This is a genomic window from Actinoplanes auranticolor (assembly GCF_018332655.1).
GTDB classification, from domain to species: Bacteria; Actinomycetota; Actinomycetes; order Mycobacteriales; family Micromonosporaceae; genus Actinoplanes; species Actinoplanes auranticolor.
Genome location: NZ_BOQL01000021.1, coordinates 371802 through 392578 on the forward strand (window position 1 = coordinate 371802; position 20777 = coordinate 392578).

Sequence of the window (20777 nt, forward strand, 5' to 3'; positions counted from 1 at the left end):
CCGGGTGGTCCGCCAGGAGCGGGCCACCCGGAGGCCGGGCCTGACGGCGGATCAGGGCTGGGCCACGATCCAGTCGTCCAGATCGAAGTCGGTACGGACGAACTTCTGCTCCACCAGGAACTGCTTGGTCCCCTTGAGCAGCGCCAGCCCCTGGGGGGTGAAGGGCTCCGCCGGCCACTGGTCGGCATGGGTGGAGGCCTCCACGATCTTCGGCGGGAAACCGTTGATGCTCACCGTGTACGCCAGGAAGCCCGGCCAGTCCGCCTTGGCCTTGGTGGTGGCGTCGCGCTGGGCCTGCTGCCACGCGGACACGATGCCCGGCTCGGCCTCGAGGAACTTCTCGGTGACCACCGTGGCGCTGGTGCCCAGGTACTGCCGGTGGTCCTTGGACGCCAGCGTGATCAGCGGGTAGCCCTTGGCCTTCAGCGCCTCGACGTTGGCGATCGGTACGGCTGCGGCGTCCACGTCCCCGCGTTCCAGGGCGGCCTCGACGTCCGCGCTGTAGATGTGGATGACCTCGGCCGGCTCGACGCCCGCGTCGCCGAGCGCGCCCAGCAGGTAGCGGTGGATGTACGAGCCGGTCTGCACCGCCACCTTCCGGCCGGCCAGTCCGGCGAGCGAGGTGGGGCCGCCGGACTTCCTGGCCAGGATGCCGGCGTCCAGGTTGATCTGCGACTGGGCGATCAGCCGGGTGGGCTGCCTGGCGCCCCGGGCCACCAGGGCCGGGGTGTCGCCGTACGTGGCCAGGTCGAGCTCGCCGGCGGCCAGCGCCTGGTTGAGGTCCGGGCCGTTCGGGAAGGTGACGACCTCGACCCCGGTGACGCCGAGCGACGACAGCGCCGGGACCAGGCCGTTCTTGCTGTTGAGGTAGCCGACCGGGCCGGACAGCTTGTTGCCGTTGCCGATCGCGCCGATGCGCAGGGTGAAGGTGTCGCCGGGGCCGGCGGCCTCGGACGGCTCACCACCGCAGCCGGCCAGCGCGAGCAGCGCGGCGGTGGCGACGGCCAGCAGGGTTCTCGTACGCATCGGTCATTCTCCTTGAGCGGGTGCGGGGGTGATCCGGGCGCGGCCCAGTTCGGGGCCGACGGCGGTCCGGGCGCCGGACTTGCGGCCGCGGCCCCAGCCGAGCTCCTTGCGGTAGCTGCCGAGCAGGCCGGTGTCCGTGACGTGGTCCTCGTCGCGCAGCGGCGAGTCCGGGGGCGCCGGGTGGGTGAGCGGGGCGACGAACAGGGCGTCGGCCGGGCAGTGCGCCTCGCACATGAAGCAGGTCTGGCAGTCGTTCTGCCGGGCGATGACCGGCACGCCGCCGGCGCCGCGGTCGAAGACGTTGGTCGGGCACACCGCGATGCACACGTCGCAGGTGACGCACCGGGAAGCCGAGACGACCTCGATCATGACGCCACCGCCAGTTCCGGCCGCGGGGCGAGCAGCGACTCGGGACGGACCCAGAGCTCGTCGAGGCCGCCGACCGTGAGCCGGCGATGCTGGGCCGGGTCGAGGCCGGGGAACTCCTGGCGCCGGGCCATGCCGCGGCTCTCGGTCCGGGCCAGCGCGCTGGTGTACATCCACCGGGCGTGGGCGACCATCGCCGCGGCCTGCCGCAGCCGGGGCGTGCCGGCCGGGTCGGCGCTCGCGCCGGCCCGCAGCCGCTGCCACAGCTCGTCGAGTTCGCTCAGCGCGGGCCGCAACCGGTCGCCGTGCCGCAGGTAGTTCTTGTCGTACGGGTGCACCTGCCGGCGCAGCACGTCCTGCGCCTCGGCCCAGGGGTCGCCGTCGAAGGGCCGGCTGCCGGTGGGCCGGACCGCGACCCCGCCGGCCCCGGTGAGGCGCCGCTTGACCGCCGAGCTGCCCAGCGCCGCGGCGAACCGGGCCGCGCCGCCGCCGGCCCAGGTGCCCGACGACATGGCCCAGGCCGAGTTGTGACTACCGCCGCCGGTGAAGCCACCGCAGATCAGCTCGCGGGTGGCCGCGTCGCCGGCGGCGTACAGGCCGGGGACGGTGGTGGCGCAGTCGTCGTCGACGATCTGGATGCCGCCGGTGCCGCGTACCGTGCCCTCCAGCAACAGGGTGACCGGGAACTTGTCGGTGAACGGGTTGATGCCGAGCCGGTCGAAGGTGAGGAAGAAGTTCGGCTGGCCCGAGCGCATGAGGGCCTGCTGCTCCGGCGTGGCGTGGTCGATCTGGCACAGCACCGTGCCGGTGCGCAGCAGCTCCTGGGCGATCACCGAGCGCCCGCCCTGACTGCCGGCCCCGGCCAGCGGGGTGCCGTCGCCGTGGAAGAACGTGGCGAAGCCGTAGTAGGCCGTCTTGGTCACCGAGGTGAAGGCCGGGGCGATGGCGTACGAGTTGGAGAACTCCATGCCGGACATCGCCGCTCCGGCCTCGGCGGCGTAGAGGGCGCCGTCCCCGGTGGCGACATCGCAGCCCAGCGCCTTGGACAGGAACGCGCAGCCGCCGGTCGCCAGCACCGCCGCGGAGGCGCGGACCCGGTAGCCGGTGTCGTGCTGGCGGCGGTGCCCGCGTACCCCAGCGACCGTGCCCGCAGGGTCGACCAGCAGCTCGGTGACCGGGCTGTGGTCCAGGACCCGCACCCCGGCCCGCTTGATCCAGGACCGCATCCGGCGCATGTACTCCGGCCCCTGCAGGCCGCGCTTGTGCGCGACGCCGTCGACGACGGGGAACGGGTAGCGCGCCTCGGCCTCGAGGCGGTTCATGTTCTCGTAGGTCTGGTCCAGGACGCGGGCCATCCAGCGGCGGTCCTGCAGGTGGCCGCCGAGCGCCTCGCGGCTGGCCATGGCCTTCTCGCGGGCGGCGGGTCCGGGCTGGACGTACCAGACGCCGGTCCCGCCGGAGGCGGTCGGGCCGGACGTGCCGCAGTAGCCCTTGTCGAGCAGCAGGACGTCGGCCCCGGCCGCGGCGGCGGTCAGCGCCGCCCAGGTGCCGGCGGGGCCGCCGCCGACGATGACGACGTCGGCGGTCAGGTCGAGGGCGGTCGTGGTCATGGCTTCTCCCCGGGTACGGATTCGTCGGTCGGCAGGTCGGCGTTGACCCCGAGGGCACGCAGCAGGGCGCGGCGCAGAGTGAGCAGCCGCGGGTTGTCGAGGGCACGCGGGCGCGGCACGTCGACGACGAACTCCTCGGCGATGCGCCCGTCGCGCAGAACCAGCGCCCGGTCGGCGAGCAGCAGTGCCTCCTCGACGTCGTGGGTGACGAGCAGGACGGCCGGCCGGTGCTCGGTCCAGAGCTTGGCCACCAGGGCCTGGGCCTTGATCCGGGTGAGCGCGTCGAGGGCCCCGAACGGTTCGTCGAGCAACAGCAGTTCGGGGGTACGCACCAGGGCCCGCGCCAGGGCGACCCGCTGGGACTCGCCGCCGGACAGGGTCCGTGGCCAGGCATCGGCCCGGGCGGCCAGCCCGACCTCGGTGAGGGCGTGCAGCGCACGGGACCGCAGGCCGGGCCCGCGGACGCCGAGGGTCACGTTGCGCCACACCCGGCTCCACGGCATGAGCCGGTGCTCCTGGAAGACGATGGCGCGCCGGTCGGGCACCCGGAACTGCCCGGTGGCGCCGCGGTCGAGCCCGGCCACGGCCCGCAGCAGGGTGCTCTTGCCGGAGCCGCTGGCCCCGAGCAGGGCGACGAACTCGCCGGGGGCTATGTCCAGGTCGGCGCCGGCGAGCACGACCCGGCCGTCGAAGGCGCGGCGGGCGCCGCGGACGCGGACGGCGGCGGTCCCGGTCGCCGGGGTGACGGTCGTGGTGGTGGCGGTCATGCTCACTCTCCCGCGAAGCCGCGGCGCCAGGCCAGCGCGCGGCGCTCGATGAGGCGGACGAACAGGTCGGTGGCCAGGCCCAGCAGGGCGTAGATGACCAGGACCACGAAGATCACATCGGTCCGCAGGAACTCGCGGGCGTCGTTCATCAGGAACCCGACCCCGGCCGTGGTGGCGGTCTGCTCGGCGACCACGAGGCTGAGCCAGCCCAGTCCGAGGGCCTGGCGCAGCCCGACCAGGATCTGCGGCAGCGCGCCGGGCAGGATCACCCGCAGGATCAGGCCCGGCCGGCCGACCCCGCAGGAGCGGGCGGACTCGACCAGGCGCTCGTCGACGCCGCGGATGCCGTGCAGCACGTTGAGGTAGAGGGGGAAGATCGGGCCGATGGCGATCAGCGCGATCTTCGACGTCTCGCCGATACCGAACCAGATGATGAAGATCGGTACGAGCGCCAGGTGCGGCAGCATCCGCAGCGACTGCAGGGGCCCGTCGACGAGGTCCTCGGCCAGGCGCAGCAGCCCCGCGGCGAGGCCGAGCAGCAGGCCGGCGCTGAGCCCGATGGCCAGTCCCTTGGCGACCCGGGTGAGCGAGACGCCGAGGTGGTGGGCCAGTTCGCCGCTGGCGATCAGCTCGCGGGCGGCGGTGATGACGTCGGTCGGTGACGGGGTCGTGGTGCCGAGCCACCCGGCGCCCGCACCGACCTGCCAGAGGAGCAGGACGGTGAGCAGACCGGTGGCCTTGCGGGCGGGGGTGAGCCGGCGGGCGGCGCGGCGCCAGCGGGCCGGCGCCGGCGGTGCGTCGTCCGGCTGGTCGATGCTGACCGGTGCGGCGGCGGTGCCGGTGCGGTCGAGGACGGATGAGGACATGGCGACTCCTTCGCGCCACACGCGGGCGGATGGCGCCCGGGTGGGTCGTCGACGGGGATCGTGCGGAGTGGACCCGGCGGTTCGCGCCGGGGTGGGGGTGTGCGGGGCCGGTCGACCGGCGGCGGTCAGCTCCGGCGGCAGCGGCCGCGGGAGGACGTCCAGTCGCGGCAGCAACCTCGCGACACTGCGAGTGCGGTGCCGGCGAGGCGGATCCCCTGGCTGGTCATGACCCGATCCTTAGCCCTCAAATCCTATATGTCAACTAGGTTTTTGGAACGTGGGACCGGAAACGGCCGGAGCCGCCTCCGCTGGACGTGCGGGGGGCGGGCTCCGGCCGATGGGGACACCGGGCCGGTCAGCGGCGGCTGACCAGTCCTTCGAGGCGGTCGATGGCGGCGCTGACCTCGGCGGTGAGGCCGGCCACGGTGGCGGCCTGCTCGGTGGTCATCAGCTCGGCGTCGGCGGTGGTGGCGGCCGGCGTCTTGACCTCGTCGGCCACCACGGCGAAGCCCCGGCCGGCGACCCCGGCCCGGGCCGTTTCGATGGCGGCGTTTCAGGGCGAGCGGGTTGGTCTGCCGCGCGATGCCGCCGATGAACCGCGCGACCTCGTCGACCTTCTGCAGGCTCTCGTGCAGCGTGCCGACGGCCCGGCTGGCCGCACTGTTGTTGCTCAGCAGGTGACTCGCCGCCGTTCGGGCGTCGCGGAGATGAGTGTGACGGTGCGACAGGGTGGGACCTGTCCTAGAATGTCCGTATCGTCTCACGCCAGAAAGCCCGCCTCCTCGGCAGTGGGCCGCGCGCCGCAGCTCTGCAGGTCGCGGCCCTGTTCGCGCTCTCCGGGCTGCTCGCTCTCGTCGGGATCGGCAACGACACCCGCCGGGCCGGCGACCTGCTGATCATCGCGGCGGCGGACCTGGCCCTGGCCGCGGCCATCGCGCCCCTGCCCTGGCACCGGTGGCGGCCGGGGGCGCCCTCGTTGCTCGCGCTGCCCGCCTTCGCCGTCCTGGGCTTCTCGACGTGGGCGTTCGGTGGCATGGCCGCCGGCACGGGCCCGTTCCTGGTGCTGATCTTCGCGTGGGCGGCGCTGCACTACTCGCGCCGGCTGCTGACCGCGCTCGTGCTGCCGGCGCTGGTGGCGTACGTGGCCCCGCTGGTCCTCACCGGCCAGCCGCCGGCCATCCTGGGCTCGGCGGCGGTGCTGCTGCCGGTCGCCCTGGGCATCGCCTTCCTGATCGAGGCCCAGGCACGCTACCTGCGCGAGGACCGGGCCCGGATCGCCGAGATCGAACGCTGGCGGGCCGCACTGGTGGCCGCCCTGGCCCACGACGTGCGCTCACCGCTGACCACCGTGCAGATGGTCCTGGAGGAACTGCGCGACGAACCCGGTGCGGGCGCCGGCGATCTGATCGACCGGGCGCTGCGGCAGGTCGCCCGGATCACCCACCTCACCGCCGGCCTGCTCGACCTCGACCGGATCGACTCGCAGGGCCGGCTGAAACTCGACCTGCGGCCCTGGCCGGTGCGCGAGGCGGTGGCCGGGGCCGTCGCGCACCTGGGCCGCGACGACATCGTGGTCGACGTCGACCCGGCGCTGGTGCTGGTGCTGGACCGGGACCGGTTCGAGCAGATCGTGGTCAACCTCGTCGGCAACGGCCTGCGCCACGGCGAGCCGCCCGTGGTGGTCCGGGTGACCGAGAGCGGCGGCACCGCGACGCTGGTGGTCCGTGACCACGGTCCCGGCGTACCCGTCGCGGCGCAGCCCCGGCTCTTCACCCGCTTCGGCAGCGAGAACCCGGCAGCATCGGCCTGGGTCTGTGGATCGTGGCTCAGCTGGCGCAGGCCCACGGCGGCGAGGCCCACTACGAGGCCGCCGACCGCGGCACCCGGATGGTGGTCACCTGGCCGGTGCGTCACATCGCGCGTACGCCGGGCGTGAGCGGGTAGCTCTCCGCACGTCCGGGGTCACGCAGCCCCGGCCGTACGAGCTGCGCGGACGCCGCCGCAACCGCCGGATGCCGGCGTAGCGCCGTCAGCGTTGCGCCGGCTGGAACAGTTCGATCAGATTGCCGGCCGGGTCGGAGATCAGGATCTGCCGGCCGCCCGGGCCGCTGACCAGGTCGCTGCGGAAGGGCACCCCCTGGTCGCGCAGGCGGCTGATCTCGGCGTCCAGGTCCTCGACGATCAGGTGGATGCGGTTGCGGCCCGCGGTGGCCGCGTCGTCAGGGGTGGCGCGGGCACCCGAGCTCGCCGGCCCGGACAGCAGCAACCGCAGCGGGCCACGGACGACGTCGGCGAAGGCGGGGGCCGCGCTGGTCCTCACGGTGAAGCCGAGGTGAGTGGTGTAGAAGTCGACGGCCTGCTGGACGTCGTCGACGAGGTAGCGGACGGCGACGTACTGCTCGGTTGCGGTCACGGCTGAACTCCTTCGGTCAGGGTGGGGAGCAGGTGCCTGATGCGGGTGTCGAGGGTGGCCGCGGTGTGCGCGAAGGCCTGCCGCGGGTCGCCGGTGGTGGCGGGGTCGGGGATGCTCCAGTGCGCGCGGCGGGGGTGGCCGGGGAAGTCCGGGCAGGTCTCGCGGGCCTTGTCACACAGGCTGATCACGTGGTCGAAGCGGTGGCCGGTCAACGTGTCGTAGTGGCGGGGACGGCGGTCGCTGATGTCGAGGCCGAAGTCTTCGCGCAGCACCCGTACGGCATCGGGGTGCAGCTCGGCCCTGGGCCGGATGCCGGCGCTGGCCACCTCGACCCGGCCCTCGGTCTGGTGCCGCAGCAGGGCCTCGGCGATGGGGGAGCGGGCACTGTTGCCCGTGCAGACGAAGAGCACGGCACCGCCGGCGGGCAGCTCCGGAGTGGACTGCTGCCGCAGGGCCGGGTGCAGGGCGGCGGCGGTGCCGGTGAGTGCGGCCGCGCAGCGGTCGAGGTCGAGGTGGTAGTAGCTGTCGCGGCCGTCGAAGCTGCTCCGGGAGGCGGTGACCAGGCCGCCGTCGCGCAGCAGGCGCAGGTGGTAGGAGACCAGGTTCTGCGGCTCACCGACCAGGTCGACGAGCTCGCGGACCCGGTGGTCGCTGCCGGCCAGCGCGGCGAGCAGCCGCCAGCGCAGCGGATGGGCGGCCAGCCGCACGAACGCCGGAGGCTCCGGACTCGACGATCCCATGGCCAGGACATTACATCAAATCAGTTTGATGGAGTATCCCGGGAAAGCAGCTGGTGGAGTTCTCTGAGCAGCGTGTCCGTCTCGAACGGCTTGCGGATCAGGGGAGCGTCCTCGGGCAGCTCGTGGCCGCCCGGGGTCGGGCCGTTGGTGTAGCCGGACATGAACAGCACCGGCAGGTCCGGGCGGGTGTGCCGCAGTTCGGCCGCCAGCCTGGTCCCGGACATGCCCGGCATGATGATGTCGGTCAGCAGCGCGTCGACCACGAAGGACTCGTCGACGCACATTTTCAGCGCCTGTTGCGGATCGCCCGCCGCGTGCACCCGGTAGCCGGCCTTGACCAGGGTGCGGCAGACGATGTCGCGGACGGCGTCCTCGTCCTCGACCACCAGGATCCATTCGCCGCTGCCGGACGCGCGGGCACCGGGCACGCTGGTGCTCTCCGGTACGGCGGCCGTACTGGCCGGCAGGCCGACCCGCAACGTCGTGCCGACGCCCGGCCGTGACTCGAGACTGATCGTGCCGCCCGCTTCGGTCACCGTCCCGTACGCCGTGGACAGTCCCAGGCCGGTGCCCTGACCGCGTCCCTTGGTGGTGTAGAACGGCTCGAAGGCGCGCGCCGCCACCTCCGGCGTCATGCCGCAACCGGTGTCGGTGATGGTCAGGTTGACGGTGGGCACCTCGGCGCCGTACGCCACGCCCGTCACGATGCTCAGCTTGCCGCCCGCCGGCATCGCCGCGCGGGAGTTCACCAGCGCGTTCATCAGGACCTGTTCCAGTTTGCTGCGGTCCATGGTGACCGCCGGCAGCCTCGGCGCCAGGCTCGTGGTCACCTCGATGTCCTCGCCCAGGGTGCGGCTGAGCAGTCGCTGCATGTCGGTGACGACGGCGTTGACGTCCAGCACCTCCGGCTGCGACGGTTCCAGCCGGCTGAAGATGAGCAGCTGCCGGGTGAGCCCGCTGCCGCGTACGGCGGCCTGTTTGATGCCGTCCAGGTCGGCCCGGCCGGGATGCTCCGGCGCCAGTTCCTCGTTGAGCATGTCGGCGTACCCGGCGATCACCGCCAGCAGGTTGTTGAAGTCGTGGGCGATGCCGCCGGCCAGCTGGCCGAGCGAGTCGAGGCGTTCGGCCTGGCGCAGCTGGCGTTCCAGCTCGGCGCGTTCCTGCTCGGCCGTGACCCGCTCGGTGATGTCGCGCAGGATGCCCTCCACTGCCACCGGCCGGCCCTCGTCGTCGAGGATCGCGACGGCCCGCTGCTCGGTCCACACGACCTCGCCCGAGGACCGGTGCCAGCGCACGGTCAGGGTGCCGGGGTGCGGTGACCGCCAGGACTGCTCGATGACCGGCCGGTCCTCCGGCTCGATGATCCGGAAGATCAGTCCCGGGTCGTCGTAGAACTGCTCGGGCCGGTAGCCGGTGACCGACTCCACGGCGGGACTGAGGTACTCCATCGCCGGTTCCGGGACGCCGCGGTAGCGGAAGATGATGTCCTGCGCGTGCTCGGCCAGCAGGCGGAACCGCTCCTCGCTGTCGCGCAGGGCCGCCTCGGCGCGTCGCCGCTGGCGCCGGTCGCCGGCCTCGCGCAGCTCCCGTTGCACGGCCGGCCCGAGCCGGGGGAGCCGGTCCTTGAGCACGAAGTCGCGTACCCCGGCGCGCATCAACGCCGCGGCCATCTCCTCGCCCATCTGCCCGGACACCAGGATGAACGGGATGTCCGCGTCGCAGGCGCGGATCTGTTCCAGCGCGTCCTCGGCCCGGAAACCGGGCATGTTGTAGTCGGAGATGACCACGTCGGGCACCCGCTCGTCGAGCGCGGCGGCGACGCCTGCCGCCGTGTCGGCGCGCATGTGCGAGACCGCCAGCCCGGCCTTCTTGAGCTGCCGGACGATGAGCAGGGCGTCGTCCGGGCTGTCGTCGATGACCAGTACGTGGATGTCCTCCATCGCCGTCAGCCGTTCCGGGCCGGTGGGGCCGGCTGGTTGACCAGCAGCCAGTAGACGCCCAGGACGTTGGCCGCCTCGACGAACTCCTCGAACACGACCGGCTTGCGCACGAAGCTGTTGGCGCCCAGGCGGTAGCTTTCCACGATGTCGCGTTCCTCGCTGGAGGTGGTGAGCACGACCACCGGCAGGGAGCTCGTGCGCTCGTCGTCGCGGATGGCCCGCAGCACCTCCAGGCCGTCGACCTTCGGCAGCTTGATGTCGAGGAGGATCAGCGCCGGGTGCAGCGGCTGGCCCTCGCCGGGCAGCAGCAGCCGCAGGGCCTGCTCACCGTCGCTGGCCACGACGATCTCGTTGCGGATGTGGTTCTTGGCGAAGGCGCGGATCGTGAACAGGACGTCGTCGGGGTTGTCCTCGACCAGCAGGATCGGGCCGTCGCTCATCACAGCACCCACCCCGCCGGCGCCGGAGCGAGGCTGAACCGGAAGGTCGCGCCCTCGCCCGGGGCGGACTCGGCGCGGATCTGACCGCCGTGGCGGGTGACGATCCGGTGCACGATGGCCAGTCCGATCCCGGTGCCCTCGAAGTCGGTGGCCGAGTGCAGCCGCTGGAACGGGTCGAAGAGCTTGTGGGCGAACCGCATGTCGAAACCGGCCCCGTTGTCCTGCACCGAATAGACGTCGACGCCGTCGCGCTGCTCGTGGGCGAGCCGGATGGCGGCGTCCGGATTGTGCACGGTGAACTTCCACGCGTTGCCGATCAGGTTCTGCAGCACCAGCCGGATCAGGTGCGGATCGCCCTGGGCCACCAGGCCGTCGGGGATGACGATGCCGGGGCTGCGGTCGGGCTCGCGACCGCGCAGCTCCGCCACCACCTCACCGGCCAGGGCCGTGATGTCGGTGTGCTCACGGCGCAGCTCCACCCGGGTGGCCCGGGACAGGTTGAGCAGGTCGTCGATCATCTGGGCCATCCGGGCCACGTTGGCCTGGATCCGGCCCAGGTACTGCCGGGCCTCCTCGGCCAGCGTGTCGCCGAAGTCCTCGATCAGGATCTGGCTGAAGCCCTCCACCGAGCGCAGCGGCGCGCGCAGGTCGTGCGACACCGAGTACGCGAACGCGTCCAGCTCGCGGGTGGAGACCTCCAGCTCCGCGGTGCGTTCCCGGACGCGCTGCTCCAGCTCGTTGTTGAGCCGGCGCACCTCCTCCTCGGCGTGCTTGCGCTCGGTGATGTCGGTGGAGATGCCGCAGACCGCGTACGAGCGGCCGGTCGCGTCGGTGAGCGGGAACTTGACCGTGACGTAGGTGCGCAGCCCGTCGTCGCTGGGCGCCTGCTCCTCCATCTGCACCGGGAAGCCGCGCGCGAAGGCCCGCAGGTCGTTGGCGCGGAAGTCGTCGGCGATGTCCTCGGCGAACAGGTCGTGGTCGGTCAGCCCGACGATGTCCTCGCGGCGCAGCTTGAACAACCGTTCGTACTCCCGGTTGACCAGCAGGTACCGGCCGTCGGCGTCCCGCATGTAGATGACGGCCGAGGTGTGGTCGATGAGGGCCATGAGCTGTTCGTGGCCCACCGTCATGAGCTTCTGGCTGGCCCGAGCCTTCACCGCCCACCCCCACGTACTAGCGGATGACCCGTCACCGCAGGCACCCCTCAGGCCGCCAGGGTCACGGCGACTGCCGCCGTCCCAGAGGGTGACGGTACCGCGCCCGTGGTGGGGTTTGCGGTGTTTTCGACGGTCAGCACCTGCCGCAAGGGGGCGAGCAGGTGCTCGCGGCGGGCCCGGGTCAGCCGTTCCAGGAACGTCTCGGTCATGCCGGTGGTGCCCGACCGGTTGGACACCAGCCGCTGGTCGCCCCGGCCGGCCAGATCGCGCTGGGTCTGCGGCTTGAACAGGAACTTCTTGCTCAGCATCAGGTGCGCTCCGGCCGCTCGCGCGTGCGCGTTCAGCACCGCGTACCAGTCGGCGAGGGCCGGCGCACGCCGGACCAGGCGGCACAGGTCGGTGGCGTCGGCGGTCGCCAGTGCGGTGCTGTCCACCTCCAGGTCGGTCAGCAGCCGTTGCGGCAGCGTCGGCTGGACCATCAGGGTGGCGAGGGCCTCGCGTTCGTCGGCCAGCAGGGCGGGGAACAGCCGGCGGACGTGCCGGCCGTAGTCGTCCAGCGCGATGCCGAGCAGGAAGTCCCGCTTGAGGGCCTCGGGATCGAGGGCGCCGCTGGGCGGGATGTCGTCCGGCAGCCAGTGCACGGCGAACTGGCGGAAGACGTCCATGAAGTGCTCCGCCGGCATGCTCTGCTCGGCCGGCAGTGCCGCGAAGGTGAGAAAGAGCCGCCGCATGGCCTCGAGCAGGGTCGTCGACGTCTGCACCCGCAGCACCGCGTCGTCGGAGTCGAGCCTGGTCCCGGCGCGGGCCAGCGGTTCCAGCAGGTTGTTCACCGCCAGTTCGAGCGCCTCGCTGCGCTTGACCAGGGCGAAGAAGCGCTCCTCGGCCGGGGTACCGGTGTAGCTGCGGATCCGGCCGTCGTCGAACACGCCCGGCAGGCTCGCCAGCACCTCGTCGCCCAGACAGACCTGCACGGTGCCGACGTTCCAGCGCACCAGCGAGGCGTAGCTGTCGCGGTGGTAGTGCCCGGTCCCGGTGTGCTCGGCCAGCGCCGTGAAGTACGCCGGGAAAGGGGCCGCCGTGTCGCCCACGGTCAGCTGGTCGAACGCGCGCTGGGGCTCCTCCTTGCCGCCCGGCGTGCGCTCCTGGAAGTGCCGGGCGACCGAGGCTCCGGCGAACCCCAGGTGCACCACCAGGCGCTGGGCCTCGAGCCGGTCCAGCCGTTCCGGCCGGGGCAGCCCGGGCAGCACCTGCCGGCAGAGAGCGTCGACGAGCACTCCCGGGGGAGCCTCGCCGGCCAGGATCGCCCGGTTGAGACGGGGAAGTTCGTTCAATATCCAGGTGCCGACCCGCTCCAGCTCCATCGTGATCCCTTCACGAATCCCCGAGGTTGCCCACCGTGACCAGGCCGGCACAACGTTCCCGGCGGATCACCGCTCAACCCAATTCCCGTTATATCGGGCAAATCAACTGTAGATCAGCGGTGGTGCGGATACCCCGAGGCGGTAGGGGGTATGGAGAAGATCGCCTCAGTGCACGCAGGCGGTCACGGTGGGTGCACGAGCTGGCGGATCGGCCGGGTTCTCCTCGGATGGACGGCCGGTTCTCGCCCGTCGCCGCAGCGTGCGACATTGTCGCCCGTGAAGGACGAGGGGCTCATGGACGACGCGCTGCTGGCCTACGGGACCGGTCGGGCCGACGCGCTGGCCGGGTGCCGGGACGCCGCACAGGCCAGGGATCCGCGGACCGGGGCGGACTACCGGATGGGGTTCCTCGACGCCCGCATCGAGATCTTCCGGATGTTCGCCGGAGTCCGGGAGATCCTCGACGAGAGCTGACCACCGCCGCCGCGGAACGGCGGCGGCCGATCGTCTCAGGCGGGCATCGGTGCGTCGCGGCAGACGGTTCCGGCGGGCGGGAGAGTGAGCCGGAGCAGGTACTCGTACATGTGGGCCTCGGCGCAGGCGCTCTTGCGGCGTGCGGTGTGGCCCTCGCCGTCCCAGGTGAGCAGGCGGCCGTGGGCCAGGGTGTGGGCCAGCGCGACCGAGTCCGCGTACGGGGTGTCCGGATCGCCGATGTTGCCGACCACCAGGATCGGGGCCGACCCCCGCGCGCGGTACGAGCCCGTGTAGCGGCTGTGCCGGGCGGCCGGCCACTGCAGGCAGGCCGGTGCGTGCGTCTGGTCGTAGGCGGGCGGCCCGTACGCCATGCCCGGCGCGGTGAGCGGGAAGTCGGCCGCGGCCCGGGCCAGCCGGGTCCGCAGCTCGGGCAGGCCCCGCGGGTAGACCCGGTCGGCGCACTCCACCGCGACGTTGACCGCGTTGAACGCCGTGTCGGACTGGCTGATCGTGTACAGCAGCGGGCCGGTGCGGGACTCCGCCAGGTCCAGGTTCGTCCCCAGGGTGGCCCAGTAGCGGGTCCCGCTGTTGAGCCGGTACGTCAGCTCGGACAGCATGGTCGCGCCGTTGACGCTGACCGCCCCGGTGGCGTCGCGGACCGGGTCGGCGTCGAGCGAGTCCAGGACGGCGTGGACCTTCGCGGCCAGGTCGCTGGCGGTCGGGGCCGGGACGTCCGCCGCGAACGCGCACTGCTGCGGGTTGGCCGCGCACCAGCCGAGGAAGCGGTACATCGCCGCCTCGGTCGCGCGGTACTGGCCATAGTCGTACGCGTACGGGTCGTCAGCGTACTTACGCGGGTCGTAACCCGAATCCAGCACCAGAGCGCGGGTGCGTTGGGGGAACATGTCGGCGTAGACGGTGCCCACGTACGAGGCGTACGACCCGCCGAAGTAGGTGAGCTTGTCGTCGCCGACAGCGGCCCGCAACAGGTCCAGATCCCGGGCCTGCGACGCGGTGCCGAGGTACGGCAGCAGCCCACCCGAATGCGCCCGGCACGCGGCGTTCCACTCCCGGGCCAGGCGCACGGCCGTGCCGAAGGAGTCCGGTGCGGGCCGGGTCCTGGCCTGGGCCCACTGCGCCCGGTACGCCGGCCCGTCGAGGCAGGTGACCGGCTGGCTGCGGTGCACCCCGCGGGGATCGAAGCCGACGATGTCGAAGCGGTCGCGCAGCTCCGGCGAGGACGAGGTCGCGAACGACTGGACCCAGTCCCATCCGGAGCTGCCCGGGCCGCCGGCGTAGAGGAACAACGTGCCGATCCGGGTGGCCGGGTCGGCGGCCGGCCGGCGCCGCAGCTGCAGGGTGAGCTGTGTCCCGTCCGGACGGCGGTAGTCGAGCGGCACCCGGGCCGAGGTGCACTGGTGCACGCCGTCGCCGCAATCGCTCCACGCCAGCGTGGGCACCGGCACGCCCGGCACCCCACCCGCCGGCAGCTCGGCGGTCGACGGCCGGGGAGTGGCATGGACCGGCGCCGCGGTGAGCAGGACCAGCACCGCGGCGGCGGCCAGGGATGATCGGGGGAATCTCATAGCCCAGAAGCTAGGGGCGCGACCTCACCGGCAGAGCCCGAACCGCCACGTCGTCACACGAAATGATCAAGCCGTCGGGGCGGCGGCCCGGTCAGTCCTTCAGCGCGCGATCACCGGCAGCAGGTGCCGGCGGACCAACTCCAGGGCGGGGCGCCAGTCCGGCGGCAGCTCGTCACGGGCCGGCGGTCCGGCGTCGAAGCGGGGATCGCCGGTGGTGACGACCACGGCGTGCGGCAGAACCACGACGTGCTGCCCGGCCCAGCCTCCGGCCAGCAGCAGACCGTCGCCGGTCCAGATGCCGAAGCCGTACGGCAGCTCCTCGGGCGGCCCGCCCGGCGACTGGGCCGTGGTCATCGCGGCGGCGAAGGCCGGGTCGACCAGCGGCTGCCCGCCCAGCCGCCACAACTCGCCGAGCCGGCCCAGGGCCTCGGCCGACAGGCGCAGATGCGCGAAGCCGTAGCTGACACCGTCCGGATCGGTGGGCCAGACCGCGTCCGCGATGCCCAGCGGCGCGAACAACTCGGCGGCGGCGAACTCACCCACCGGACAGCCGAGCACCTGTGCCAGGCCCGCCGACAGCAGGTGGGCCGCGCCGTTGTCGTACCGGAAGACCTTCCCCGGCGGATCGGTGCGCGGCGCGGACGCGACCCGGGCGACCTGCCCGCCCGGCAGGGCGGTGACCGCGTCGATGTCCCAGGGGCCGTCGACGGCGGCGCCGCGGGTCATGGTCAGCAGGTGCCGCCAGGTCTGCCCGTACGCGGGTGTGTCGCGCAGTGCGGGGAGCACGGCATGCAGCGGCTCGTCCAGGCCGGGTAGCAGCCCGCGCCGCACGGCGATCCCGGCCACCGTCGCCACGACGGACTTCGTCACCGAGAACACGTCGGCGACCATCGGGCCGCGGTAGTGCTCGTCGAAGACGGGTTCGCCGGCGACGAGCACGCGCAGGTGGCTGGTGTGGGCGTAGCGGGGGTCCGTGCCGACCACTTCGCCGATGTGGCGGCAGGCGGCGTGCACGGCGGCGGCATCGGGCATCAGGCGATGATCGCAGCGCTACGGGAGCGGCGCATCACCGTTCTCCCGGCCGGTCGCGGTGGCCTCGAGGTCCAGCACCCGGCGCAACGCGCGGCCGAGCCGCTCGAGGTCCGCGGAACTCTGCCGGGCGGTGGCGCACAGGCGCAGCCGGGACTGACCCTCCGGCACCGCGGGGGCGGGCACGGCGGAGACGTAGATGCCGTCGTCCAACAGGTGCCGGGCCCACTGGTACGTCCGCAGCGTGTCCCCGAGCACCACCGGCACGATCGGCGTCTCCGTCGGCCCGGTGGTCAGCCCCAGGTCGCGGACGAGGTTGGTCAGCCGGGCCGTGTTCTTCCACATGCTCTCGATGTGGTGCGGCTCGTCGAGCAGCACGTGGACGGTCTCGCGGACGGCCGCCGTGTTGGCCGGGGTGAGCGCGGACGAGAACATGTACGGCGCCGAGCCGTGCTGCAGGTAGTTGACCAGGCCACGGCTACCGGCCGCGAACCCGCCGCCGGACGGGAACGCCTTGCCGAGCGAGCCGGTGATGACGTCCACGGCGCCGGGCGGCACGTCCGTGTGCGACGCGGTGCCGCGGCCGTCGGCGCCCAGCACCCCGATCGCGTGCGACTCGTCGAGCAGCAGGAACGCGCCGTGGCGCTGCTTGACCTCGACGATCGCGGCCAGCGGGGCGATGTCGCCGTCCATCGAGTAGACCCCGTCGACGGCGACCAGCACCCGGGCCCCCGTGGCGCGGTGCCGGGCCACGACCGCGTCGAGGTGTTCGATGTCGTTGTGCCGGAAGCGGACCGTCCGGGCCCCGGACAGGCGGCAGCCGTCGAGGATGCTGCGATGCGCCTTCTCGTCGATGACGGCGACGTCGTGGCGGCCGAGCAGGGACGAGATCACCGCCACGTTGGCGTCGTACCCGCTGGAGTACAGGGCGAGGGCCTCGGTGCCGAGGAAGCCGGCCAGCTCGCGTTCGGTCTCCAGGTGCAGCTCCAGCGTGCCGGTCATCAGCCGGCAGCCGCCCGTGGTGGTGCCCCAGCGCTGCGCGGCCTCCGTCGCGGCGGCCACGATCCGCGGGTGCTGGTTCAGCCCCAGGTAGCCGTAGGTGGAGAAGAGCAGGAGCTCCGCGCCGGCGAAACCGCTGCGGACCGACGCCGCCGCGTCGAGCGGCAGCCCGAAGGTGTACGCGTTGGCGTCCCGGCACTGGTCGATGCGCGACAGCCACTGCCGCGCGGCCTCGAAGTCCAGCAGCCCGCCCGGCTGCACGTCGGCGGAGTACCTGCTGCCGGCGGGGTAGGCGGCGTACGGATCACTGGCGAAGTCACGCACCGATGCGGTGGGGAGCAAGGCGTCATTTCCGTTCCTGAAGCGGTGATTTCGGGGGGTAATCACCGGGCTTGCCCAGGATTGGGGTCCGCGGGTCGCGGCGTCAAGGCAACCCCGGCAGAGCTGCCGTTTCGTCCATCCCGCGGCGGCCGGAGGAGCTACCCCGCAGGGTGTGCACGCCGTACCGGGTCGGCTGCCCGGCCGGGTGGGTCTGTCCGAAGGTGCCGACTCGCGCTGGCGGCCCGGCGGTTGCCGGGATATCGGGCAAAAGGTGCATAGCGTTACGGGCATGACGAAGAAGTGGCTCCTCGCCGGGTTCGGCGCGCTGGCCCTCGCCATGGGTGGTTGCGGCGGGCCGCCCACCCCACCCGACCGCGCGGTGACCCCGGAGATCGCCGTGACGGAGCGGCCCGGGCCGGCCGGCGCGGTGATGGGGGACAGCCCGCCACCGGCACCGCGCCGGGATCGCACGCCGCCGGTGGTCGCCACGACCGTGACCGTGCCGCCGCTCCCGGCCCGCCCGGCCCGGCCTGTCTCCGCTGCCGATGGCGTGGCTGCCGGACCTCCCGCCCGGGACACCGCGCCGGGAGCGCACCAGCCGCCGCGGGATCCCGAGCCGGTCGATGTCACCCGGCCGCAGCCCGATACCGGCGGCGACGACGGGAGCGCCGGCGACGACCCGGACGAGGACCTGACCGGCGGCGAGGACGCCGATGGAGGCATCGGGCCGGGCGCCGGCGACGGACTGGACCGCGGCCGGCGCTCCGGCTGTAACCGGGTGACCGGCCACTTCCGCGACGGCCACCGGGCCCGCGGCCACTGGCGCTGCCGATGACCCGGCGCCCTGCTCGCCGGGGCCCCGGGTAGAGCTGGCCGGCCGCCGCCGGCATCGTGCGGGGCATCGGTCCGAGTTGGATGGGCGCCGGAGCCGGCCGGCCGCCGCGGCGTCGTGCGGGGCGCCTGTCCGGCTCGGGTGGATGCCCGAGCCGGTCAGCTGAGTAGCGGGTCGTCCAGCAGGTGCTGGAAGGCGAGTTCGGCCGCGCCGATCAGGGCCGCGTCGTTGCCCAGGCCCGGGGTCCGCAGGCGGATGTGCTCGCGGCAGGCCGGCAGGGCCACCTCGTTCAGCCGGCTGCGGATCTGGGCCGCCGCCACCAGGTAGACGTCGCGCAGCGTGCCGCCGAAGATCACTGCTTCCGGGTTGAAGATGTTGGCCAGGTTGCCCACCCCGAAGCCGATCCACTCGCCCGCCCGGCGCACCGCGAACTGGGCCCGGCTGTCGCCGTGCATGGCCGCCCGGACCACGCCCAGGACCGCCTCGCGGCCGGTCTCGCCGTCGCGGCCGGCCCGCCGGAGCAGGGCCTGCTCGCCGATCTCGGTTTCCCAGCAGCCGCGCGAGCCGCACGTGCACTCGCGGCCGTACGGGTTGACCACCATGTGCCCGATGTCGCCGCCGTGGCCGCCGTACCCGGTCACCTGCGCGCCGCCGGCGATGATGCCGGCGCCGATCCCGGCGTCGCCGTGCAGGTAGATGACGTTGTCGCAGCCGATCGCGGCGCCGCGGCTGTGCTCGACCAGGGCCGAGACGTCCGCGTGGTTGCCCACGGTCAGCCGGTGCTCGTCGCCCAGCGCGGCCCCGAGTGCGGCCCCGAGCGGCTCGGCCCAGTCCACGGTGGGTGCCAGCCGGACCGTGCCGTCCGCGCGGCGGATCCGGCCGGCGACCGCCACGCCGGTGCCGACGTGGCGGGCGCCGTCGGCCACCTCGCGGCGCATCGCCCCGACGAAGTCCGCGAGCGGCTCGACCGTGTCGAGGACCTGCATCCCGGGCGGGCGCCGGCACTCGCGCCGGTCCAGCACGCGGCCGCCGAGACCGACCCGGGCCGCCCGGAGCCGGTCGACCTCGATGCTCAGCGCGTACGCGTGGACCCGCACCGACTCCGGCCGCACCACCAGCGAGGGCCGCCCGGCCCGCCCGGTCTCGCGGGGCACCGCCTCGCTGACCAGTCCGGCGGTGGTCAGCTCGGCGGTCAGCGCGCCGATGGTGCTGCGGTTGAGGCCCAGCCGGTTGGTGAGCTCGGCCCGCGACGTCGCGCCGTTGAGGTGGACGTAGCGCAGCAGGGATCCGAGGTTGTACCGGCGTACCTCCTCCGGGCTGGGGCCGGCCCGCATCAGCGCGCCGTCCCCGGGCCCGAAGTTTCGCTCACCGTGTTCCGGTAGCTGCCGCCCTGCGCCGGGCCAGGGCGTCGACGCTGGCGGCGACCAGCAGGATCAGGCCGGTGAAGATGTACTTCTGTCCGGACGAGAAGCCCATCAGGCCCATCCCGTTGTCGATCACCGCGATCACCGCACCACCGATGACCGCGTTGATGACCTTGCCCTTGCCGCCGAAGAGGCTGGTGCCGCCGATCACGGCCGCGCCCACCGAGTAGAGCAGGATGTTGCTGCCGCCGGTGTTCGGGTCGACCGAACTGGCCCGGCTGACCGCCATGATGCCGCCGATGGCCGCCATGGTCGACGCGATCGCGAAGACCGAGATGCGGATCCGGTCGACCGGGATGCCGGCTCGGCGGGCCGCCTCGGTGTTGCCGCCGACCGCGTAGACGTGCCGGCCGTACGTGGTGCGACTCAGCACGAAGGTCCAGAAGATCAGGAAGGCCCCGATGACCGGGACGACGATCGGCACGCCCTTGAGCGAGTTGATCGCCGGGTTGACGGCACGTTCCTGCGACAGCACCGCCGTGGTGGTCAGCACCAGCACCGCGAGGCCGGCGATGCGCAGCAGCACGATGCCGATCGGGTCGGTGACCAGACCGCGGGCGGCACGGGCGCGAACCCGGTTGAACTGCACCAGCGCGTAGCCGGCGACCACGCCGATGGCCAGGATCCAGCTCCACAGCACCGGGATGTTGTCGTTGTTCAGCGAGATGACGAACGGGTCGCGGATCGAGATGTTGATGCCGCCGCCCAGCAGCACCAGCAGCAGGCCCTGGAAGCCCAGGAAGGCCGCCAGCGTGACGACGAAGGACGGGATGCCGACCTTGGCGATCAGCAGGCCCAGCGCCAGGCCGATGACCACGCCGGTGAGCAGCGCGGCCGGGATGGCGAGGTACCAGGCGACGCCGTGGTTGGTGAGCAGGATGGCCATCACGGCGCCGCACACGCCGCTGGCGAAGCCGGCGGAGAGGTCGATCTCGCCGAGCAGCAGCACGAAGATCAGGCCCATGGCGATGAAGACCACCTGGGCGCCCTGGGTGAACAGGTTGGCGAAGTTCAGCGGGCTGAAGAACGTCTCCCGCGCGACCCCGAAGATCAGCGACAGGACGACCAGTCCGAGGACGGCGGGCAGACTGCCCAGGTCGCCGCCGCGGACCCGGCCCCAGTAGTCGTGGATGTGGCTGCCGAGGGTCGGCTTGACCACCTGGACGCCGCCGGCCGTGGTCGTGGTGGTGGTCACTGGTCCCCTCCGGGCGTGATGTCGATGGCGTCGCTGGCGAAGTCGGCGGGCTTCTCCGGGGGCAGGCCGAGGTTGCCGCTGCGTCCGGAGGTGATGAGTTCGACGATCTGGGAGTGGGTGACGTCGGTGGTTTTGACCTGGGCGGCGGTGCGGCCGAGGTAGAGGGCGGCGACGCGGTCGGAGACGGCGAAGACGTCGTTCATGTTGTGGGAGATGAGCACGACGCCGAGG

General features: G+C 72.9%; 19 protein-coding genes and 2 pseudogenes. 3 read left to right on the forward strand and 18 right to left on the reverse strand.

Features of this window, described 5'->3' with window-relative positions:
• Positions 1 to 51: 51 nt before the first annotated feature.
• From Aau02nite_RS13380 to Aau02nite_RS47325, 6 genes are all read right to left on the reverse strand, one after another.
• A complete protein-coding gene (locus Aau02nite_RS13380; protein ID WP_212988693.1) occupies positions 52 to 1026 on the reverse strand; it encodes an ABC transporter substrate-binding protein in 975 nt (324 codons plus the stop codon).
• 3 nt (positions 1027 to 1029) lie between these two features.
• Positions 1030 to 1395 (reverse strand): 4Fe-4S dicluster domain-containing protein, encoded by a 366-nt coding sequence (locus tag Aau02nite_RS13385; protein ID WP_212988694.1) that lies wholly within the window; start codon positions 1393 to 1395, stop codon positions 1030 to 1032.
• Positions 1392 to 3002 carry an FAD-dependent oxidoreductase gene (locus Aau02nite_RS13390; RefSeq protein WP_212988695.1) on the reverse strand — a complete coding sequence of 537 codons (1611 nt, stop codon included), beginning with the start codon at positions 3000 to 3002 and terminating at the stop codon, positions 1392 to 1394. Before Aau02nite_RS13390 ends, Aau02nite_RS13385 begins: the two co-directional genes overlap by 4 nt.
• Positions 2999 to 3769 carry an ABC transporter ATP-binding protein gene (locus tag Aau02nite_RS13395; protein WP_212988696.1) on the reverse strand — a complete coding sequence of 257 codons (771 nt, stop codon included), beginning with the start codon at positions 3767 to 3769 and terminating at the stop codon, positions 2999 to 3001. Before Aau02nite_RS13395 ends, Aau02nite_RS13390 begins: the two co-directional genes overlap by 4 nt.
• 2 nt (positions 3770 to 3771) lie before the next feature.
• Positions 3772 to 4635 (reverse strand): ABC transporter permease, encoded by an 864-nt coding sequence (locus Aau02nite_RS13400; RefSeq protein WP_212988697.1) that lies wholly within the window; start codon positions 4633 to 4635, stop codon positions 3772 to 3774.
• Between the two features lie 355 nt (positions 4636 to 4990).
• On the reverse strand, positions 4991 to 5137 hold the full coding sequence (locus tag Aau02nite_RS47325) for a hypothetical protein (RefSeq protein WP_281420975.1): 147 nt from the start codon (positions 5135 to 5137) through the stop codon (positions 4991 to 4993).
• A gap of 852 nt (positions 5138 to 5989) precedes the next feature.
• On the opposite strand from Aau02nite_RS47325, the pseudogene Aau02nite_RS47845 reads away from it, so the two are divergent.
• Positions 5990 to 6579, forward strand: a pseudogene (locus Aau02nite_RS47845) (sensor histidine kinase).
• Positions 6580 to 6664: 85 nt separating this feature from the next.
• On the opposite strand, the gene Aau02nite_RS13415 reads toward Aau02nite_RS47845, so the two are convergent.
• From Aau02nite_RS13415 to Aau02nite_RS13440, 6 genes are read right to left on the reverse strand one after another with little or no spacing between them, the layout of a single operon-like run.
• Positions 6665 to 7048 carry a VOC family protein gene (locus Aau02nite_RS13415; RefSeq protein WP_212988699.1) on the reverse strand — a complete coding sequence of 128 codons (384 nt, stop codon included), beginning with the start codon at positions 7046 to 7048 and terminating at the stop codon, positions 6665 to 6667.
• Positions 7045 to 7788, reverse strand: coding sequence for an arsenate reductase/protein-tyrosine-phosphatase family protein (locus Aau02nite_RS13420; RefSeq protein WP_212988700.1), 744 nt, complete (start codon positions 7786 to 7788; stop codon positions 7045 to 7047). Before Aau02nite_RS13420 ends, Aau02nite_RS13415 begins: the two co-directional genes overlap by 4 nt.
• A gap of 20 nt (positions 7789 to 7808) precedes the next feature.
• Positions 7809 to 9728, reverse strand: coding sequence for a hybrid sensor histidine kinase/response regulator (locus tag Aau02nite_RS13425; RefSeq protein WP_212988701.1), 1920 nt, complete (start codon positions 9726 to 9728; stop codon positions 7809 to 7811).
• A 5-nt stretch (positions 9729 to 9733) separates the two neighbouring features.
• Positions 9734 to 10168, reverse strand: coding sequence for a response regulator (locus Aau02nite_RS13430; protein WP_212988702.1), 435 nt, complete (start codon positions 10166 to 10168; stop codon positions 9734 to 9736).
• Positions 10168 to 11325 carry a sensor histidine kinase gene (locus Aau02nite_RS13435; RefSeq protein WP_212988703.1) on the reverse strand — a complete coding sequence of 386 codons (1158 nt, stop codon included), beginning with the start codon at positions 11323 to 11325 and terminating at the stop codon, positions 10168 to 10170. The genes Aau02nite_RS13430 and Aau02nite_RS13435 overlap by 1 nt, the downstream gene beginning before the upstream one ends.
• Positions 11326 to 11372: 47 nt before the next feature.
• Positions 11373 to 12686, reverse strand: a complete 1314-nt coding sequence (locus tag Aau02nite_RS13440; protein ID WP_212988704.1) for a hypothetical protein — start codon at positions 12684 to 12686, stop codon at positions 11373 to 11375.
• 276 nt (positions 12687 to 12962) lie between these two features.
• Between Aau02nite_RS13440 and Aau02nite_RS13445 the strand changes: the two genes are divergently transcribed.
• A complete protein-coding gene (locus Aau02nite_RS13445; protein WP_246595105.1) occupies positions 12963 to 13160 on the forward strand; it encodes a hypothetical protein in 198 nt (65 codons plus the stop codon).
• Between the two features lie 35 nt (positions 13161 to 13195).
• Here Aau02nite_RS13445 and Aau02nite_RS13450 read toward each other — a convergent pair whose 3' ends face one another.
• The 3 genes from Aau02nite_RS13450 to Aau02nite_RS13460 all read right to left on the reverse strand — a co-directional run bounded on the left by Aau02nite_RS13450 (position 13196) and on the right by Aau02nite_RS13460 (position 17116).
• Positions 13196 to 14746 carry an alpha/beta fold hydrolase gene (locus Aau02nite_RS13450; protein WP_212988705.1) on the reverse strand — a complete coding sequence of 517 codons (1551 nt, stop codon included), beginning with the start codon at positions 14744 to 14746 and terminating at the stop codon, positions 13196 to 13198.
• A 99-nt stretch (positions 14747 to 14845) separates the two neighbouring features.
• Positions 14846 to 15778, reverse strand: a complete 933-nt coding sequence (locus Aau02nite_RS13455) for a serine hydrolase domain-containing protein (RefSeq protein WP_212988706.1) — start codon at positions 15776 to 15778, stop codon at positions 14846 to 14848.
• Between the two features lie 18 nt (positions 15779 to 15796).
• Complete coding sequence (locus tag Aau02nite_RS13460) at positions 15797 to 17116, reverse strand: aminotransferase class I/II-fold pyridoxal phosphate-dependent enzyme (protein ID WP_212988707.1); 1320 nt, start codon at positions 17114 to 17116, stop codon at positions 15797 to 15799.
• Positions 17117 to 17384: 268 nt separating this feature from the next.
• Here Aau02nite_RS13460 and Aau02nite_RS13465 point away from each other — a divergent pair, with 268 nt between their 5' ends.
• On the forward strand, positions 17385 to 17930 hold the full coding sequence (locus tag Aau02nite_RS13465; RefSeq protein WP_212988708.1) for a hypothetical protein: 546 nt from the start codon (positions 17385 to 17387) through the stop codon (positions 17928 to 17930).
• Positions 17931 to 18085: 155 nt separating this feature from the next.
• Here Aau02nite_RS13465 and Aau02nite_RS13470 read toward each other — a convergent pair whose 3' ends face one another.
• The 3 genes and pseudogenes from Aau02nite_RS13470 to Aau02nite_RS13480 form a co-directional block, all read right to left on the reverse strand.
• Positions 18086 to 19261: an ROK family protein gene (locus Aau02nite_RS13470; protein ID WP_212988709.1), complete on the reverse strand. Its 1176-nt coding sequence runs from the start codon at positions 19259 to 19261 to the stop codon at positions 18086 to 18088.
• Between the two features lie 31 nt (positions 19262 to 19292).
• The gene (locus Aau02nite_RS13475; RefSeq protein ID WP_212988710.1) at positions 19293 to 20546 is read right to left on the reverse strand and encodes a sugar ABC transporter permease; all 1254 of its coding nucleotides are present in this window, start codon (positions 20544 to 20546) and stop codon (positions 19293 to 19295) included.
• A pseudogene (locus tag Aau02nite_RS13480) lies at positions 20543 to 20777 on the reverse strand (sugar ABC transporter ATP-binding protein); the annotation flags it as partial. The pseudogene Aau02nite_RS13480 and the gene Aau02nite_RS13475, both read right to left, overlap by 4 nt.